General features: G+C 56.7%; 14 protein-coding genes. 8 read left to right on the top strand and 6 right to left on the bottom strand.

Annotated features, from left to right (window positions below; translation table 11 throughout):
* Positions 1-257: 257 nt before the first annotated feature.
* The 6 genes from kdpE to kdpF are packed head-to-tail and all read right to left on the bottom strand — an operon-like array spanning position 258 to position 8,044.
* The gene (kdpE, locus tag AC6EMZ_RS02135) at positions 258-935 is read right to left on the bottom strand and encodes a two-component system response regulator KdpE (RefSeq protein WP_498400760.1); all 678 of its coding nucleotides are present in this window, start codon (positions 933-935) and stop codon (positions 258-260) included.
* On the bottom strand, positions 932-3,619 hold the full coding sequence (kdpD, locus tag AC6EMZ_RS02140) for a two-component system sensor histidine kinase KdpD (RefSeq protein WP_498400761.1): 2,688 nt from the start codon (positions 3,617-3,619) through the stop codon (positions 932-934). Before kdpD ends, kdpE begins: the two co-directional genes overlap by 4 nt.
* Complete coding sequence (gene kdpC, locus AC6EMZ_RS02145; RefSeq protein WP_498400762.1) at positions 3,620-4,195, bottom strand: potassium-transporting ATPase subunit KdpC; 576 nt, start codon at positions 4,193-4,195, stop codon at positions 3,620-3,622.
* A 12-nt stretch (positions 4,196-4,207) separates the two neighbouring features.
* The gene (gene kdpB, locus AC6EMZ_RS02150; protein ID WP_498400764.1) at positions 4,208-6,256 is read right to left on the bottom strand and encodes a potassium-transporting ATPase subunit KdpB; all 2,049 of its coding nucleotides are present in this window, start codon (positions 6,254-6,256) and stop codon (positions 4,208-4,210) included.
* 19 nt (positions 6,257-6,275) lie between these two features.
* Positions 6,276-7,955 (bottom strand): potassium-transporting ATPase subunit KdpA, encoded by a 1,680-nt coding sequence (gene kdpA / locus AC6EMZ_RS02155; RefSeq protein WP_498400765.1) that lies wholly within the window; start codon positions 7,953-7,955, stop codon positions 6,276-6,278.
* Complete coding sequence (gene kdpF, locus AC6EMZ_RS02160; RefSeq protein ID WP_014069365.1) at positions 7,955-8,044, bottom strand: K(+)-transporting ATPase subunit F; 90 nt, start codon at positions 8,042-8,044, stop codon at positions 7,955-7,957. The genes kdpA and kdpF overlap by 1 nt, the downstream gene beginning before the upstream one ends.
* A 308-nt stretch (positions 8,045-8,352) precedes the next feature.
* On the opposite strand from kdpF, the gene AC6EMZ_RS02165 reads away from it, so the two are divergent.
* The 8 genes from AC6EMZ_RS02165 (at position 8,353) to AC6EMZ_RS02200 (ending at position 14,986) form a co-directional block, all read left to right on the top strand.
* On the top strand, positions 8,353-8,559 hold the full coding sequence (locus AC6EMZ_RS02165; RefSeq protein WP_498400766.1) for a YbfA family protein: 207 nt from the start codon (positions 8,353-8,355) through the stop codon (positions 8,557-8,559).
* A gap of 186 nt (positions 8,560-8,745) precedes the next feature.
* The gene (gene phrB, locus AC6EMZ_RS02170) at positions 8,746-10,158 is read left to right on the top strand and encodes a deoxyribodipyrimidine photo-lyase (RefSeq protein ID WP_498400767.1); all 1,413 of its coding nucleotides are present in this window, start codon (positions 8,746-8,748) and stop codon (positions 10,156-10,158) included.
* Between the two features lie 11 nt (positions 10,159-10,169).
* Positions 10,170-10,913 carry a type 2 GTP cyclohydrolase I gene (locus AC6EMZ_RS02175; protein ID WP_498401457.1) on the top strand — a complete coding sequence of 248 codons (744 nt, stop codon included), beginning with the start codon at positions 10,170-10,172 and terminating at the stop codon, positions 10,911-10,913.
* A 14-nt stretch (positions 10,914-10,927) separates the two neighbouring features.
* Positions 10,928-11,584: a 5-oxoprolinase subunit PxpB gene (pxpB, locus tag AC6EMZ_RS02180; RefSeq protein ID WP_498400768.1), complete on the top strand. Its 657-nt coding sequence runs from the start codon at positions 10,928-10,930 to the stop codon at positions 11,582-11,584.
* On the top strand, positions 11,578-12,510 hold the full coding sequence (gene pxpC, locus AC6EMZ_RS02185; protein ID WP_498400769.1) for a 5-oxoprolinase subunit PxpC: 933 nt from the start codon (positions 11,578-11,580) through the stop codon (positions 12,508-12,510). Before pxpB ends, pxpC begins: the two co-directional genes overlap by 7 nt.
* A complete protein-coding gene (gene pxpA / locus AC6EMZ_RS02190) occupies positions 12,500-13,234 on the top strand; it encodes a 5-oxoprolinase subunit PxpA (protein WP_498401458.1) in 735 nt (244 codons plus the stop codon). Before pxpC ends, pxpA begins: the two co-directional genes overlap by 11 nt.
* A 40-nt stretch (positions 13,235-13,274) precedes the next feature.
* Positions 13,275-13,994, top strand: a complete 720-nt coding sequence (locus tag AC6EMZ_RS02195) for a DUF969 domain-containing protein (RefSeq protein ID WP_498400770.1) — start codon at positions 13,275-13,277, stop codon at positions 13,992-13,994.
* The gene (locus AC6EMZ_RS02200; protein ID WP_498400771.1) at positions 13,991-14,986 is read left to right on the top strand and encodes a DUF979 domain-containing protein; all 996 of its coding nucleotides are present in this window, start codon (positions 13,991-13,993) and stop codon (positions 14,984-14,986) included. Before AC6EMZ_RS02195 ends, AC6EMZ_RS02200 begins: the two co-directional genes overlap by 4 nt.
* Positions 14,987-14,992 lie beyond the last annotated feature (6 nt).

Consider the following 14,992-nt stretch of genomic DNA (forward strand, 5'->3'; position numbering starts at 1 on the left):
TGAAAGCATGGTCATTCTATCCAGGAAAGGGAGGTAAACCGTGAGGATGATCACCAAAAATCGATCATATCAGAAATAAATATTCGATTTTGATGCATATGGCAGATCAAAACGCTGTTTTGTGGCTAATGTGTTAACGTTATGTTTTTAAGATGCGTAAATTCTAATTAAATAACATCAAAATAACGCTTAGGTTATTTGATTAATATATTTGTGAGAGGTTGTGATTGTGGTGATAAATTATTTTGAATAGTTATTCAAAGCATGAACCGATAACCGATACCGGTTTCAGTTAATAGATGAAGAGGGCGCGCGGGGTCGGCCTCAAGTTTCTGCCGAAGATGGCCCATATATATGCGTAAATAATGACTATGCTCGACCGCGTTGGGACCCCAGACCTGATTGAGTAGCTGACGTTGAGTCAGGACCTTGCCATGGTTGTTAAGCAGCACCGCGAGGAGGCGAAACTCAATGGGCGTGAGATGAATCTCGTGGGTTCCACGCAGGATCCGCCGGGCGGCGAGATCGACCTGGATATCGGAAAACGTAAACACCGGTTCCGCAGGTGCGGTGGCGCTGTGACGACGCAATGCAACGCGCAGTCGTGCCTGTAGCTCGCCAATGCCAAAGGGCTTGCTCAGATAATCGTCGGCTCCGGCATCCAGAGCGGCAATTTTGTCCGTCTCTTCTGTTCGGGCAGAGAGCACGATAATCGGCATCTGGCTCCACTGGCGGACTTCACGAATAAAATCGATCCCGTCGCCGTCGGGCAAGCCTAAATCAAGGATAACCAGGTCGGGCTTACGGGTGGCGGCTTCAAGCAGACCGCGCTGTAACGTCCCTGCGTCATACACGCGCAGGCCGTCTCCTTCCAGCGCAGTGCGCAGAAAACGGCTAATCGCATGTTCGTCTTCAACAATCAGGACGTTAATCACAAATCCTCTGGCAATTCATCAAGTTCTGGCGGGGCATCCAGCGGAAGTGTAACACAGAAACAGGCCCCTCCCTGCGCACGGTTATGGGCGCTAATCGTGCCGCCATGCACGTCGACAATCGCCTGGCAGATGGCCAGCCCCAGCCCCACGCCAGGGATGGCCGACTCTTTATTGCCTCGGGAAAATTTTTCAAAAATAGCCGTTTCTTGCCCGGCAGGAATACCCGGACCGTCATCCCACACGTCCAGGCGCAAGGTCTGTTGGGTAACGCCCGCGCTGAGCCCGATGTGCGCTCTGGCTCCGGCGTATTTAACGGCGTTTTCCAGCAGGTTAATCAGCACGCGCTCGAACAGCGGGCCGTCAACGTGAATTAATGTTAAAGGCTCTGGCAGATCCAGCGCGATATGCCGCCCACCCAGGCCTGGCTCCAGCATTTTCAACGCGCTTCCCACCACTTCCTCAAGCGTAAGCCACTCTCTCTTCAAGTTAAACCCGCCAGACTGGATGCGCGCCATGTCCAGCAGGTTGTTCACCAGTCGCGTGGTGTTGAGTACGTGCTGGCGAATCTCGCTGGCCTGCGGCGCATGGGATGACCCCTCCGCCGCCAGGTCCAGAGTCAGGATTTCTGACTGGCCAAACAGAACCGTCAGCGGCGTGCGCAAGTCGTGGGAGAGCGCAGCCAGCAGGGAATTGCGGATACTTTCGCGCTCGCTGGCCAGCCGCGCCTGCTCTTCACTCGCCGTCAATGCCAGGCGTTCCAGGGCGCTGGCGACCAGCAGGGTGAAGGTCTCCAGCAAACGCTGTTGCTCAGGGATCATTAACTGCCGCAGATGCGTGGGTTCAACAATCACCAGCCCTTGATTCTTACCGGCACTGCGCAACGGTAAAATGAGATACGGCACGCCGGGCAGGGTATCCGTTCCCGCTCCTGCGGGGAGCCCTTTATCAAAACTCCAGCGGGCGATGGCGTCATCCCATGGCGTCATGCCGGTTGCAGAGGTTAGCGGACGCAGTTTCCCCTGTTCATCGGGCAGTAAAATCAGGCTGCTGGCGTGGAAAGTAGAGCGGATAAACTGCTCGCTGGTTTGCACGATATCGAGCGGTGTGCGCCCGACGGCCAGCGATTTCGACATTTCATACAGATGACGGGTGCGCTGTTCGCGGTAGCGGGCAATACGGGCCTGATAGCGCACGCCCGCCGTCAGATTACCGACGATCAGTCCCACGGTGAGCATCACGCCAAAGGTCAGAATGTACTGCACATCCGAGACGGCAAGCGTGCCGCGCGGGGCGATAAAAAACAGGTCGAAGCTGGCGACGTTAATCACGGTCGCCAGAACGGACGGCCAGCGCCCGTAAAGCAGAGCGACAATCACCACCCCAAGCAGATAGATCATGACCAGGTTGGCGGCATCAAAAGCAACCAGCCACTGGCTGGCGATAATGGTAATTAACGCGCAGAGCACCGTCGCGACCAGGCAACCGCGAATCTGGATGCGCCATTTATCGCTAAACGGACGCGCATCGGTTGAGCGACCTGGCAGGGGCGCGGGCTTGTCATCAAGCGCGACAATGACTAAATCCAGATCCGGAGCGCGTTTTGCCAGCTTATCGGCAAAGGATTCGCGACTGAACCAGCGCCGATGATGGCGGCGGCCAATGACAATTTTCCCCAGATTGTGCTCGCGAGCGTAACGCAGAATGGCTTTGTCTTCTGCCGGATCGGACAGCGTGGCGGTTTCTGCGCCCAGCTCTTGCGCCAGACGCAGGGCGCTGAGGATCGCGCGGCGTTGGTTTTCAGGCAGCGCATGAAGATGCGGTGTCTCAACGTAAACGGCGTGCCAGGCGCTGCCAAATTTCGCGGCCAGGCGCGCGGCAGTACGTACCAGTTTTTCGTTGCCGCTGCCGTGACCGATGCAGAGCAGAATGGCATCGCGCGTGTGCCAGACGCGGTCCTGTCCTTGTCTGTCGCGCCAGGCGCGCATCTGATCGTCTACGCGATCGGCGGTGCGACGCAGCGCCAGCTCACGCAGAGCAATCAGATTACCTTTACGGAAGAAATGCTCAATGGCCCGTTCGGCCTGGCCGGATATGTAGACCTTGCCTTCGTGCAGGCGCTGGCGTAAATCGTCGGGCGGAAGGTCCACCAGCACCACTTCGTCGGCGGAATCGAAAAACGGATCGGGTACGGTTTCACGCACCTGAATACCCGTTACGCCGCTAACCACGTCGTTCAGGCTCTCCAGATGCTGAACGTTGACGGTGGTAAAAACGTCGATTCCGGCTTCCAGCAGTTCCTCAATATCCTGCCAGCGTTTAGGGTGGCGTGAGCCTGGCGCGTTGCTGTGCGCCAGTTCGTCCATCAGAATTAAGGCCGGACGGCGGGCGAGGGCGGCGTCGAGATCGAATTCGCTAACCTGGCGACCACGGTGGTGAATACGACGCGCAGGCTGGGTTGCCAGCCCGTCCAGCAATGCCGCGGTCTCTTTTCGTCCGTGGGTTTCGACCACCCCGATCAGAATATCGAGCCCTTGCGCCCGCAGTCGCTGGGCTTCTGCCAGCATGGCGTACGTTTTCCCAACGCCTGCACAGGCGCCGAAAAATACTTTCAGTTTGCCGCGATGAGGGGCGGTCGTTTGTTCAAGTAGCCGGTCCGGGTCGGGGCGCAAGGGCTCGTCGGTCATTTAGTTTTTCCTTTGCGCATCCAGCGCCAGATTCAGCTCAACGATATTCACCACCGGCATGCCGATAAAACTGACCAGTGGTTTTTGCGTATGCTCGGCGACCAGGCGACTCACCTGGTCAGTCGTTAACTGGCGAGCCGCGGCCACACGTGGAATTTGCCAGGCGACGGATTCCGGCGTCAGGCTATAGTCCAGCCCGCTTGCAGAGGCGGTCACCAGCTCCACCGGTACGTTGCGGCTGGCCTGCGGGTTAGCCGCTCGCAGGGTGGCAATACGTTCCGCGACCGCTTTATCCAGCTCAGGATTACTGCCCGCCAGATTGCTGCCGCCAGAGGCCATCGGATTATACGGGCTTTCCGCCGTGGCGGAAGGTCGTCCCTGAAAGTAGCCCGCATCGCTAAAACTCTGCCCAATCAGTCGCGAACCGCGAATCTCATTGTGTTGAATAATCAACGATCCGTTAGCCCTATCGGAAAACCACCACTGGCCGAGCGCGGTCGTGAGTAGTGGGTAAAGTCCGCCGGTTATCAGCGCCAGCAGAATAAACAGAAGTATAGCGGGACGTAACATAGTCATTTGATTTTCCTCTTAAACCAGCCCGAATACGGTGAGTAGCATGTCGATAGCTTTAATGCCGATAAAGGGCACGACCAGCCCGCCTAATCCGTAGATCCACAGGTTGCGGCGCAGCATGGCGGCGGCGGTCAATGGCTTATAGCTCACGCCTTTTAGGGCCAGCGGGATCAGGAAGACGATAATTAAGGCGTTGAAAATGACCGCGCTCAAAATGGCCGAGGCCGGGGAGTGCAGATGCATCACGTTCAGGGCGTTAAGCTGCGGATAGGTCGCTGCGAACGCCGCCGGGATAATGGCGAAATACTTCGCCACGTCGTTAGCAATACTGAAGGTGGTCAGCGAGCCGCGTGTCATCAGCATTTGCTTACCGATATGCACCACTTCAATCAGCTTGGTCGGGTTAGAGTCCAGATCGACCATATTGCCTGCTTCTTTCGCGGCCTGCGTGCCGGAGTTCATCGCTACGGCGACGTCCGCCTGTGCCAGTGCGGGAGCGTCGTTGGTGCCATCGCCCGTCATCGCCACCAGACGACCTTCGGCCTGATACTGGCGAATCAGCGCCAGCTTGGCCTCCGGCGTGGCCTCAGACAGGAAATCATCAACCCCCGCTTCGGCTGCAATTGCCGCCGCCGTCAGGCGATTATCCCCGGTGATCATCACCGTTTTGATCCCCATCTTACGCAGTTGGGCAAAGCGTTCTTTAATGCCACCTTTCACGATATCTTTCAGGGCTATCACGCCGAGCACGGTTGAGCCTTCGGCGACGACCAGCGGCGTCGCGCCCTGACGCGCGACGTTTTCGACCAGGGTATCTACCTCTGACGGGAAATGACCGTTGTTGGCTTCGATATGGCGGCGAATCGCATCCACCGAACCTTTGCGGATCATCCGACCCTGCACGTTAATCCCGCTCATGCGGGTTTGCGCGGTAAAGGGCACAAAGGTGGCTTGCAGGCTTTGCACGTCGCGCTGGCGCAGGTTGAAGCGTTGTTTTGCCAGAATGACGATACTGCGGCCTTCCGGCGTTTCATCCGCCAGCGAAGAGAGCTGTGCGGCATCGGCCAGCGTTTTTTCATCGACGCCCGGCGCAGGCAGGAAGTCCGATGCCTGACGATTCCCGAGCGTTATTGTGCCGGTTTTGTCCAGCAGCAGCACGTCGACGTCACCCGCCGCTTCAACTGCGCGTCCGCTGGTGGCGATCACGTTTGCGCCCAACATGCGGCTCATCCCCGCCACGCCAATGGCCGACAGCAGGCCGCCGATGGTCGTCGGGATCAGACAAACCAGCAGCGCGACCAGGACGGTTACGCTCACCGCCGTGCCGCCATAGGCCGAGAACGGCCAGAGGGTGGCTGTCGCCAGCAGGAAGACCAGCGTTAACGCTACCAGTAAAATCGTCAGCGCGATTTCGTTCGGTGTTTTACGTCGCTGCGCGCCTTCGACCATGGCAATCATGCGATCGAGAAACGTTTCGCCAGGGTTAACGCTGCACTGAATCACCAGCCAGTCTGAGAGAATGCGTGTCCCGCCGGTGACCGAGGCAAAATCGCCGCCGGACTCACGGATAACCGGTGCAGACTCGCCGGTGATGGCGCTTTCGTCCACCGACGCGCCGCCTTCAATGACTTCGCCGTCGCAGGGGATGATGTCCCCGGCTTCGACCAGCACCACGTCGCCTTTACGCAGTTCATCGGCAGGCACGTGATCCATCTGCGCGCCGTGTTTAGGCTCACGCAGTTTGCGGGCGAACGCGGTCTTCTGCACGCCTTTCAGGCTGTTGGCCTGAGCCTTGCTGCGACCTTCCGCCAGCGCTTCGGCAACGTTTGCGAATAAAACGGTAAACCACAGCCACAGGCTAATGGCACCGGTAAACAGGGCGTCGCCCGCCAGATGTCCCGTCCCCATGGCAATGGCCAACGCGGTCGTGAGCACGCTGCCAATCCAGACGATAAACATCACCGGGTTATGCCACTGCACGCGCGGGCTTAATTTTTTTACCGCGTCCATCAGCGCCTGGCGAACCAACGCGGGTTCGAGCAGGGCCAGTTGTTTACGACTCATAACTGCTATCTCCGCTCAATTAGCGTAAAGAAAGATGTTCCGCGACCGGGCCTAATGCGAGGGCGGGGATAAAGGTCAACGCACCGACCAGCAGCACGGTGCCAATCAGTAATCCGATAAACAGCGCGCCGTGAGTGGGCAGTGTGCCGGTTGAAGTCGGCTGGATTTTCTTATTCACCAGCGACCCGGCGATAGCCAGTACCGGAACGATGACGCCAAAACGACCGACAAACATGCAGAATGCCAGCAGGCAGTTCCAGAAAGGCGAATTGGCGCTGAGACCCGCAAAGGCGCTACCGTTGTTATTGGCGGCGGACGATACGGCGTACAGCACTTCGCTAAAGCCGTGAATGCCGGGGTTGAAAATGCCGCTGCGTCCGGCCTCGGTCATGAGCGCCAGCGCGGTGCCCATCAGCACCAGGGCAGGCGTGACCAGAATGGCGAGCGCAGTCAGCTTCATTTCGCGCACGTCGATTTTTTTACCCAGATATTCTGGCGTGCGGCCAATCATCAGCCCGGCGATAAATACCGCCAGCAGCACAAACAGCAGCATGCCGTACAGCCCCGAACCGACGCCGCCAAACACTACTTCGCCAATCTGCATCAGCCACATGGGGATCATGCCGCCCAGCGCGGTGAACGAGTCATGCATCGCATTGACCGCGCCGCACGATGCCGCCGTGGTGACCACCGCATACAGGCTGCTGGAAAGAATGCCAAAGCGACTCTCTTTGCCTTCCATATTGATATTGCTGTTCGCGCCCAACTGCATGAAATGAGCGTTGCCCTGCCATTCGGCCCACATCACCAATGCTGCGCACACCACGAAAATGAGCGACATCGCCCACAGAAGCGTGCGTCCCTGACGTCGATCGCTCACCGCTTCACCAAAGGCAAAACAGAGCGCGGCGGGGATCAGGAAGATCGCCAGCATTTGCACAATGTTGGTTAGCGCCGTTGGGTTTTCAAACGGATGGGATGAGTTGGCGTTAAAGAAGCCCCCACCGTTGGTGCCGAGCATCTTGATCGCTTCCTGCGAGGCCACCGGCCCCATAGGTAGCATCTGTTTTGCCCCTTCCAGCGAGGTAAACGAGGTGTACGGCAGGATGTTTTGCAAGGTGCCTTGCTGAATAAAGAACAGGGCGATAATCAAGGAAATCGGCAGAAGTACCCATAGCGTGATGCGCGTGAGGTCCACCCAGGCGTTACCCAGCGTACTGGTGTTCTGGCGAGCAAAGGCACGGGTCAGGGCGAAGATCACCGCGATACCGCTGGCAGCCGAGAGGAAGTTTTGCACGGTCAGGCCGGCCATCTGACTGAAATAGCTCAGCGTGGTTTCACCTGCATAGGATTGCCAGTTGGTGTTACTGACAAAGCTGACTGCGGTGTTTAACGCCAGATGCCATGACAGCCCCGGCAGTTGTTGCGGGTTTAGCGGCAATTCGCCCTGTAGCATCAACATGGTGAACAGCACCACCAGTCCCACGATATTGAGCAGCAGTATTGCCATCAGGTATTGACGCCAGTTCATCTCCCGGGAATCGATCCCCATGACTCGCCATAATCCATTTTCCATCGTGCCCACAACGGGCAGTGGAGCACCGGTTATCATCCGCGCCAGCACAGTCCCCAGCGGTCGCGCCAACACAAACAGCACCAGCATGAAGCTGGCGATGAGTAAAAACGCCTGAGCAGCCATCAGAATGCCTCCGCATTAATCAGGGCATAGACCAGATAACCCAACAACAGGAAAACCAGCACGATGCCAGCAATAAGACCTGCACTCACAATTCACCTCCGGGTGACATTTGTCTTTGTGCTAACGGTAGGATTTCTGGTGCAAAGATTTCGCAAAAAAGAGGAGGGCAGGTGTAAAAAAAGTATAAAAATGCCAAAGCCATAATTTTACTAATGTTAAGTATTTCGTTAACTTTTTCGTAACTTAATTACGGAGGAAACGTAAATATTCACTAAATGAATGAAAATAAGTGGTCGGATGAGTAGTAAAATTACAAACAAAACGGTACTATTTTAGCCAGATGACCACATTTGATTTTTCCGGATAGCGTTTCCGGCCAACTATAGGGGAGAAAATAATGGACCTTTACAAAGCGTTTCCAGCGCATGTTGTTTTTTTACGTCGTGCATTCGCCGTAGTGGTGGGTATCGCTGCGCTGCCAGTGATGTTGTTCTGGAAAGACAGGGCACGTTTTTACAGCTATCTGCACCGCGTCTGGGCGAAAACCAGTGAGAAACCGGTATGGATGGATCAGGCCGAGAAAGCAACCTGCGACTTCTATTAAAATAAAAACCGCATATAAATAAAGCGTATTTGATGATTAAGGCTGCCCTCTGGGGCGGCCTTTTTTATTTCATTGAGTCTACACTTCATGGCAAAGTGTGATGAGGCTGATCTTAATGAACGGGAGCCTTACAACGTCTACATTGATTAGCCTTGCTTATGTTATGGACAATTATTCAGGAGTTATATGGCCACGCATCTGGTCTGGTTTCGCGCGGATCTGCGCCTTCACGACAATATCGCCCTTGCGGCAGCCTGCCGCAGTCAAAACGCGCGCGTAATAGCTCTGTTTATCGCCACACCCGAACAATGGCGCGAGCACATTATGGCACCGCGACAGGCCACGTATCTGCGGACTCATCTCAATGAATTACAACAGGCGCTGGCTGAAAAAGGCATTCCGCTTATCTATGAAGAGGTAAGCGACTTTGCCGCTCAGGGCGAAAAAGTGCAGCAGGTCTGTGAGCAGCACAACGTCACTCATCTTTTTTATAACTACCAGTATGAGTTCAACGAGCAGCAGCGTGACAGGCAGCTTGAGAAGACTCTCAATGAGGTGATTTGCGAGGGCTTTGACGATAGCGTCATGTTGCCTCCCGGCAGCGTCATGACTGGCAACCACGAAATGTACAAAGTGTTTACCCCGTTTAAAAACGCCTACATCAAACGCCTGAAAGAGGGGCTGCCGGAGTGTGTTTCCGCTCCTTCGGCCAGGGGCGCTTCGTTGACCGGTTTCGACCAGATTGATTTTGATTACCCCCAGCAGGACGTTGACCCCGCGCTGTTCCCGGCGGATGAAAAAGCCGCTATCGCGCAGCTGCGTCATTTCTGCAAACACAATGCCGCCGACTATGAAGCTCGCCGCGATTTTCCTGCTATCGAGGGCACCAGCCGCTTGTCGGCCTGTTTAGCGCTGGGCGTGTTGTCACCGCGTCAGTGTTTGCATCGTCTGCTGGCGGAACAGCCGCAGGCGATGGAAGGGGGGGCGGGATCGGTTTGGCTAAACGAACTGATCTGGCGAGAGTTTTATCGTCACCTGATGACGTATCATCCTGATTTATGTAAACATCGGCCGTTCATCCGCTGGACGGATAACGTGAAATGGCAGCAGGATGACGCGCAGCGACAGGCCTGGCAAAATGGCCAGACCGGCTATCCGATTGTGGATGCCGCGATGCGCCAGCTCAACGAAACCGGCTGGATGCATAACCGTCTGCGGATGATTGTCGCCAGCTTTTTAGTGAAAGATTTGCTTATTGACTGGCGAGTCGGAGAGCGTTATTTTATTTCTCAGCTGGTTGATGGCGATCTGGCTGCGAACAACGGAGGCTGGCAGTGGGCCGCCTCAACGGGGACCGATGCTGCCCCGTATTTCAGAATTTTCAACCCGACAACGCAGGGGCAACGTTTTGACGCCACGGGCGAGTTTATCCGCCAGTGGCTGCCGGAACTTAAGGATGTGCCAGGTAAGGCCATCCACGAACCCTGGGTGTGGGCGGATAAAGCAGGGAAAACCCTTCATTACCCGCGCCCGATTGTCGACCATAAACAGGCGCGTGTCGCCACGCTGGCGGCCTATGAAGCCGCCCGAAAAGCATAAAGAGAATGATGATGAAAAACACCGAACTGGAAAGTTTGATTAACGAAAAGCTGAACAGCGCCAGCTTTAGCGATTACGGTCCGAACGGCCTGCAGGTAGAAGGGCGTGAAACGGTGCAAAAAATTGTCACTGGGGTGACGGCAAGCCAGGCGTTACTCGATGAAGCCGTACGTCTGGAAGCCGATGCGGTGATTGTGCATCACGGCTATTTCTGGAAAAACGAAGCGCCCATTATTCGTGGCATGAAGCGCAACCGCCTGAAAACCCTGCTGGCCAACGACATCAACCTGTACGGCTGGCACTTGCCGCTGGATGCGCATCCGGAGCTGGGCAATAACGTCCAGCTCGCCCAGTTGCTGGGTATTACGGTGATGGGTGAAATTGAAGAGCTGCTGCCGTGGGGCGAACTGTCAATGCCGGTGCCGGGCCTGGAGCTGGCTTCCTGGATTGAGGCGCGTCTGGGGCGTCGTCCACTCTGGAGTGGTGATACCGGTCCGGATCTTGTGAAACGTATCGCCTGGTGTACCGGCGGCGGTCAGGGCTTTATCGACAACGCGGCGCGCTTTGGCGTGGATGCTTTTATCACCGGCGAAGTGTCTGAGCAGACGATTCACTCGGCGCGCGAACAGGGGCTGCATTTCTATGCGGCAGGACACCACGCCACTGAACGCGGCGGTATCCGTGCGCTGAGCGAATGGCTGACCGAAAATACCGACCTGGACGTGACGTTTATCGATATTCCTAATCCTGCCTGATGAGAGGTGCGTAAGTGCAGCGAGCGCGTTGTTATTTATTGGGCGAAACCGCGGTGGTACTGGAGCTTGAGCCTCCGGTCACGATGGCGACGCAAAAAAGGATCTGGCGCTTAACCCAGCGACTGGCAGAGATCCCTGAAGTGGTAGAAGCCATTCCGGGGATGAATAATATTACCGTGGTATTGCGCAACCCTCAGTCGGTGGCGCTGGATGCCATCGAGCGATTACAGCGCTGGTGGGAAGAAAGCGAGGCGCTGGAGCCTGAATCACGCTTTATTGAGATCCCGGTGGTTTACGGCAAAACAGCCGGACCGGATCTTGCTGAAGTTGCCCGCCATGCCGGGTTAAGTGAAAAGCAGGTCGTGGAATTACACGCCTCAATTGAGTACGTGGTGTGGTTTTTAGGTTTTCAGCCGGGATTCCCTTATCTGGGCGGGTTGCCCGAGCAACTGGCGATGCCGCGTCGTGCGGAACCGCGTCTACAGGTCCCGGCAGGATCGGTGGGGATAGGCGGTGCGCAAACCGGGATCTACCCGCTGGCTACGCCGGGTGGCTGGCAGTTGATCGGTCATACCAGCCTGCCGCTATTCGATGCGAAACAAGAGGATCCGGTGCTGCTGCGCCCCGGCGATACCGTGCGGTTTGTCCCGCAGAAGGAGGGGGTATGTTGAAGGTGATTCGCGCGGGGCTGTATACCTCGGTTCAGGATGGCGGGCGCATCGGGCTGCGCCAGTCGGGGATCAGCTATTGTGGCGCGCTGGACAAACCTGCGTTACAGATAGCAAACCTGCTGGTGGGCAACGATCCTAACGATGCCGCGCTGGAAATTACCCTCGGACAATGCTCGTTTGAATTTGAGCGTGATAGCTGGTTTGCCATGACGGGTGCTGGCTGCGATGCACTGCTTGACGGTGCAGCGGTCTGGACCGGATGGCGTCTCAAGGCAAAATCCGGACAGCGCCTGACGCTCAACCGTCCTGTTCACGGCATGCGCAGCTATCTGGCGATTGCAGGCGGCATTGATGTGCCGGAAGTGATGAACTCTTACAGTACCGATCTGAAAACCGGGATAGGCGGTTTTGAAGGCCGCTTGTTGAAAGACGGCGACAGACTGGCGCTTCGTCCTCATCCACATGAATTTACTGAAACACAGGGCGTTAAACAGCTGCTGTGGAGTAACCGTATTCGCGCGTTGCCGGGGCCGGAATATCACGAGTTTGATCAGGCTTCGCAGGATGCCTTCTGGCGTCTGCCGTGGAAGCTCAGTCCGCAGAGTAACCGCATGGGTTACCGTTTGCAGGGGCAGCAGCTGGCGCGCACCACCGATCGCGAAATGATGTCGCACGGTCTGCTGCCTGGCGTTGTTCAGGTGCCGCACAACGGTCAGCCGATTGTGCTGATGAACGATGCGCAGACGACGGGTGGGTATCCGCGTATTGCCTGCATCATTGAGGCGGATATGTACCATCTGGCGCAAATCCCGCTGGGGCAGCCTATTCACTTTGTGCCGTGTACGCTGGAAGAGGCGCTTGAAGCGCGACGCGTGCAGAAGCAACATATCGAACAGTTGGCATGGAGGTTGAATGATCGTCGTTGATTTGAACGCGGATTTAGGGGAAGGCTGCGGCAGCGATGCCGCACTTTTACAACTGGTGTCGTCAGCCAATATCGCCTGCGGATCCCACGCGGGCGATGCGCAAACCATGCGCGACTGCGTGCGTGAGGCGTTAAAGAACGGCGTCGCGATTGGCGCGCATCCGAGCTTCCCGGATCGGGAAAACTTCGGGCGCACCGCCATGCATCTTCCGCCAGAAACAGTCTATGCCCACATGCTGTATCAAATCGGTGCGCTACAGGCTATCGCGCGCGCCGAAGGGGGGCAGCTATGTCACGTTAAGCCGCACGGAATGCTGTATAACCAGGCCGCGAAAGAGGTTGCGCTGGCTGACGCGATAGCACGAGCGGTCTATTCCGTCGATCCGGGCTTGATCCTCGTCGGGCTGGCGGGAAGCGAACTGATTCGTGCCGCTGAACGTCACGGGCTGGTAGCGCGGGAAGAGGTCTTTGCCGACAGGGGCTATCAGGCCGATGGCAGTCTGGTACCGCGAACGGAGCCGGGCGCGCTGATCGCAGATGAAGAACAGGCGTTGGCGCAAACGCTTGAGATGGTCCAACACGGTCGGGTGAAAAGCGTGACCGGGGAATGGGCACAGGTGCGGGCGCAGACGGTCTGCCTGCACGGTGATGGGGAACATGCGCTGGCGTTTGCCCGTCGTCTGCGCGAAGCATTTGCAGTTAACAATATTAAAATTAGTGCGTAACGCACAACGGTAAACACAACACAACAACAGGAAAGTTATCATGGCAGAGACGCTATCCCTCTGGCCACTCATCGGTATTGCGGTGATTGTGGTTGGATTTCTTTTACGTTTTAATCCGGTGCTGGTGGTCATTGTCGCCGGGATTGTCACCGGTCTGGCGGCGCATATGCCCATCGCCACCATCCTTGAAAAACTCGGCGAAGGGTTCCTGAACACCCGTAACCTGCCGTATATCCTTCTGATCCCGCTGGCGGTTATCGGCCTGCTGGAGCGTCACGGTCTTAAAGAGCGAGCGCAGGCGTGGATTGCAAAAATCCACAGCGCTACCGCGGGCCGCTTGTTAATCGTCTATTTGTTTGTGCGCGAAGCAACGGCGGCGATGGGGTTAACCAGCCTGGGCGGACATCCACAGATGGTGCGTCCACTTCTGGCACCGATGGCCGAAGGTGCGGCGGAGAAAAAATATGGCGAGCTGCCGGGTACGGTGCGCTATCGCCTGCGCGCGATGTCAGCCGCGACCGACAACGTCGGGCTGTTCTTCGGTGAAGATATCTTCGTTGCCTTTGGTGCGATCATCTTTATGCATAACTTTATGCTGGAGTCAGGCGGCATCCAGACTGAGCCGCTGCACATTGCCCTGTGGGGGATCCCGACGGCTATCTGCGCCTTTATTATTCACGCCACACGGCTGTGGCGCCTCGACAAGCATCTTGAGCGAGAGCTCACCAAATCGGCACGCGCACAGGGAGATGCATCATGATTTTCCAGCAAAGCTATCTGTACTGGCTCGCGGGTCTGGTCCTGCTGATCGTGGCGATCATGTCATTTCGTGATAAAGCCAACCCGCGTCGACTCACCACCGGTCTGTTTTGGGGGATATACGGCCTGATTTTCCTGCTCGGCGACTGGACTTATCAGCTGGTCGGCGATAAGCGCACCGTGCATATCGCCGTGGGTTTGGCGGTTGTTGGATTAGCGTTGATAGCCGGTTTTGGCGGCGTTCGTCTGGGCAGCTACCATCAGCGCAAGCCAGAAGAGCGTGAAGCCAGCGCCCAACGTCTGGGTAACCGACTGTTCTATCCGGCACTGGCTATCCCCGTCGTGACGGTGGTCGGTGTGCTGATGTTTAACCACATTCCGGGACTTCAAGAGACGCTGTTTGGGCCAGGCAATCACTCCACGCTGGTGACGCTGTTTTCCATGACGGTTGGCACGCTGATTGGCCTGGCAATGGCGGTCAAAATGACGCACGAAAAAGTGCATCAGCCGCTACAGGAAGCGCGTCGTTTGCTCGATTCCATCGGCTGGGCGTTTATTCTGCCGCAAATTCTGGCGACGCTGGGGCTGTTGTTCACCGCAGCGGGCGTGGGCGAAGGGATTTCCTGGCTGACGCAAACCTACTTTGCCGTCGACAGCCGCTTTATCGCGGTCGCGGTATATACCATTGGGATGGCGCTGCTGACCATGGTGATGGGTAACGCATTTGCCGCGTTCCCGATTGTGACGGCAGGGATCGGGATACCGATTTTGGTGCTGCAACACGGCGGCAACCCGGCGGTGATGGCGGCGATTGGCATGTTCTCCGGCTACTGTGGCACGTTGATGACGCCGATGGCGGCGAACTTCAATATCGTTCCGGCAGCCCTGCTCGAGCTACCGGATAAAAATGCGGTGATCAAGGCGCAGGTGCCAACCGGCGTGCTGCTGCTGATCGTCAACGTTTTCCTGCTTTACTTCCTGATGTTCCTGTAAGGAGAG

This window comes from Enterobacter sp. SCRI0065 (assembly GCF_059766475.1).

What these genes read in the sequence shown, in the direction of transcription:
- kdpD (WP_498400761.1), bottom strand. Translation starts at nt 3,619, where the DNA reads ATGACCGACGAGCCCTTGCGCCCCGACCCGGACCGGCTACTTGAACAA.
- kdpC (WP_498400762.1), bottom strand. Translation starts at nt 4,195, where the DNA reads ATGACTATGTTACGTCCCGCTATACTTCTGTTTATTCTGCTGGCGCTG.
- kdpB (WP_498400764.1), bottom strand. Translation starts at nt 6,256, where the DNA reads ATGAGTCGTAAACAACTGGCCCTGCTCGAACCCGCGTTGGTTCGCCAG.
- kdpA (WP_498400765.1), bottom strand. Translation starts at nt 7,955, where the DNA reads ATGGCTGCTCAGGCGTTTTTACTCATCGCCAGCTTCATGCTGGTGCTG.
- AC6EMZ_RS02165 (WP_498400766.1), top strand. Translation starts at nt 8,353, where the DNA reads ATGGACCTTTACAAAGCGTTTCCAGCGCATGTTGTTTTTTTACGTCGT.
- phrB (WP_498400767.1), top strand. Translation starts at nt 8,746, where the DNA reads ATGGCCACGCATCTGGTCTGGTTTCGCGCGGATCTGCGCCTTCACGAC.
- AC6EMZ_RS02175 (WP_498401457.1), top strand. Translation starts at nt 10,170, where the DNA reads ATGAAAAACACCGAACTGGAAAGTTTGATTAACGAAAAGCTGAACAGC.
- pxpC (WP_498400769.1), top strand. Translation starts at nt 11,578, where the DNA reads ATGTTGAAGGTGATTCGCGCGGGGCTGTATACCTCGGTTCAGGATGGC.
- AC6EMZ_RS02195 (WP_498400770.1), top strand. Translation starts at nt 13,275, where the DNA reads ATGGCAGAGACGCTATCCCTCTGGCCACTCATCGGTATTGCGGTGATT.
- AC6EMZ_RS02200 (WP_498400771.1), top strand. Translation starts at nt 13,991, where the DNA reads ATGATTTTCCAGCAAAGCTATCTGTACTGGCTCGCGGGTCTGGTCCTG.